3 protein-coding genes are annotated in these 2217 nt (G+C 72.5%); all 3 read right to left on the bottom strand.

Annotated features, from left to right (window positions below; translation table 11 throughout):
- Positions 1 to 828: ABC transporter ATP-binding protein (locus G6017_RS11830; protein WP_182617512.1), on the bottom strand; the 828-nt coding region annotated here is incomplete at its 3' end.
- A gap of 152 nt (positions 829 to 980) precedes the next feature.
- Complete coding sequence (locus tag G6017_RS11825) at positions 981 to 1715, bottom strand: response regulator (RefSeq protein ID WP_182617510.1); 735 nt, start codon at positions 1713 to 1715, stop codon at positions 981 to 983.
- Positions 1712 to 2217 (bottom strand): sensor histidine kinase (locus tag G6017_RS11820; RefSeq protein WP_347237995.1); only part of this gene is annotated, 506 nt, incomplete at its 5' end. The genes G6017_RS11820 and G6017_RS11825, both read right to left, overlap by 4 nt.

Genomic DNA, 2217 nt, shown 5'->3' with positions numbered 1-2217 from the left:
TTCGCGGACGCTGCCGCGCGCCATCGCCTCACGGAGGACCAGATCGGTCACCTCGGGGCGGTCGAGGTCCATCAGGGCGGTGTGGCCGTCGACGTCGACGACGTGGACCCCCGGCAGCCCCCGGACCCACCCGGCGTCGGTGCCGACGACGAGGCGGTGCAGGACGCGCCCCCGTCGGCGGAGGTCGTCCACCGTCCCGCGGGCGACGACCCGCCCGCGCGCCAGGACGACGAGGTGGTCGCAGAGCCGTTCCACCAGGTCGAGCTGATGCGAGGAGAACAGCACGGGCACACCCTGGCTGGTGTACTCGCGCAGCAGGTCGACCATCGAGTCGACGGCGACCGGGTCGAGACCCGAGAAGGGTTCGTCGAGGACGAGCAGTTCCGGTCCGCCGATGACCGCCGCGACGATCTGGACGCGCTGCTGATTGCCCAGTGACAGCGATTCGAGCTTGTCCGCCGTGCGGTCGCCGAGCCCGAACCGCCCGAGCAGCTCGGTCGCCGAGCGTCGTGCCCCCTCCGGACTGCGCCCCTGGAGTCTGCCGAGGTAGACGAGTTGGTCGAGGATCGGCTGCTTGGGATACAGCCCGCGTTCCTCGGGCATGTACCCGAAGGTGCGACGATCCGCGACGGTCACCTCCCGGCCACGCCATGTGACCGTGCCGGCGGAGGGCTGCAGCACGCCCATGATCATCCGCATGGTGGTGGTCTTCCCGGCGCCGTTGCCGCCGACGAAGCCGGTCATCGCCCCTCGCGGGACCTCGAATCCGACATCGTCCACGGCGAGGGTCTCCCCGAAGCGTCGGGTGAGCCCGTCGAGTTCCAGCATGGTGTCCTCCCTGGTGTCCTGTACCGGGTCCACGCTATGGCCGACGGGTGGCCCGGCGGATCAGCCGGGAGGATGACATCTCCGGGGTCGGTCGGGCGGGTCTCCCCCTCAGGGGGGAGACGGTCGGCGGACGGCCGCCGGGGGCGTCGCGGTCACTCGCCGGGCTGGACGAGACCGGCCTCGTAGGCCAGGACGACCGCCTGGACGCGGTCGCGGAGGTGGAGTTTGGACAGGCACGCCGACACGTGGGTCTTGACCGTGGCCTCGCCCACGACCAGCTTCTGCGCGATCTCCGCGTTGGACAGCCCCCGCGCGACCAGACGCAGGACCTCGGTCTCCCGGGCCGTGAGCAGGTCCAGGGCGGGCGGACGAGATCCTGCGCCGGCGGGGGACGGGGCGCGGCCATCCGACGGGACAGGAGTGGTCAGTCTCTCGATGACCCGACGCGTGACCTCGGGCGCGAGCAGCGCGTGACCGTGGCCCACGGCCCGGACCCCGTCGACCAGGTCCTCCGGGTCGGAGTTCTTGAGCAGGAATCCGCTCGCCCCGGCCCGCAGCGCGTCGAACAGGTAGTCGTCCCGGTCGAACGTGGTGAGGATCAGGACCTTGGACAGGGCCTCTGCGGTGATGAGCCGCGTCGCCTCGATGCCGTCGGTGCCGGGCATCTGCACGTCCATCAACACCACGTCGGGGCGCAGCCGCCGGCACATCTCGACCGCCTCCGCGCCGTCGGCGGCGTCGCCGATCACCTCGAGGTCCGGTTCCACGCCGAGCATCATCGAGAATCCGGAGCGCATGAGCGCCTGGTCGTCCACCACGAGGATCCGCAGGACCGCGGTGGAGTCCTCGCCCACCGCGGAGTCGGGTCCCGCCCCGGTGTCGCTCATTCCCGGTCGGCGTCCACGTCGGGGCGGTAGGGCAGACGCACCCGCACCCGGTAGCCGCCGGTCACCCGGGGGCCGATCTCGCACTCGCCGCCGTGGGAGCGCACCCGTTCGCGCATGCCCAGCAGTCCCAGTCCGCTCCCCGAGGTCCCCGCCCGGGGGCGTCCGGCGTCGGTGATCTCGACCTCCGCGTACGGGTTCCCGCCCGGGTTCTCGCCGGTGCGCAGGACCACTCCCGCGCGGTCGGCGGTGGAGTGTCGCCGGACGTTGGCCAGTGCCTCCTGCGCGGTGCGGTACAGGGACAGACCGACGATCGGCGGGACCTCCTCGAGCGGGTGGCCCGTGCCGGTGACCACCGAGACGCTGGTGGAGAAGTCGGCTGAGTCGTGGGAGGCGGCCAGCCGCTCGATGTCGGTGACCCCGTGCCCCGCGGAGCGGGAGGGATCGCCGGCGGGGGCCGTGGCGTCAGCGGAGGCCGAGGCGGGGAGCCGGTCGGCCGACCGGA

It is taken from the genome of Dietzia sp. B44 (assembly GCF_014145245.1).
Lineage (GTDB): Bacteria > Actinomycetota > Actinomycetes > Mycobacteriales > Mycobacteriaceae > Dietzia > Dietzia natronolimnaea.
Note: the sequence above shows the minus strand (reverse complement) of the source record. Positions and strands in the feature narration are given on the sequence as shown.

Coding starts and splice junctions, on each gene's coding strand:
- G6017_RS11825 (WP_182617510.1), bottom strand. CDS start 1,715: ATGAGCGACACCGGGGCGGGACCCGACTCCGCGGTGGGCGAGGACTCC.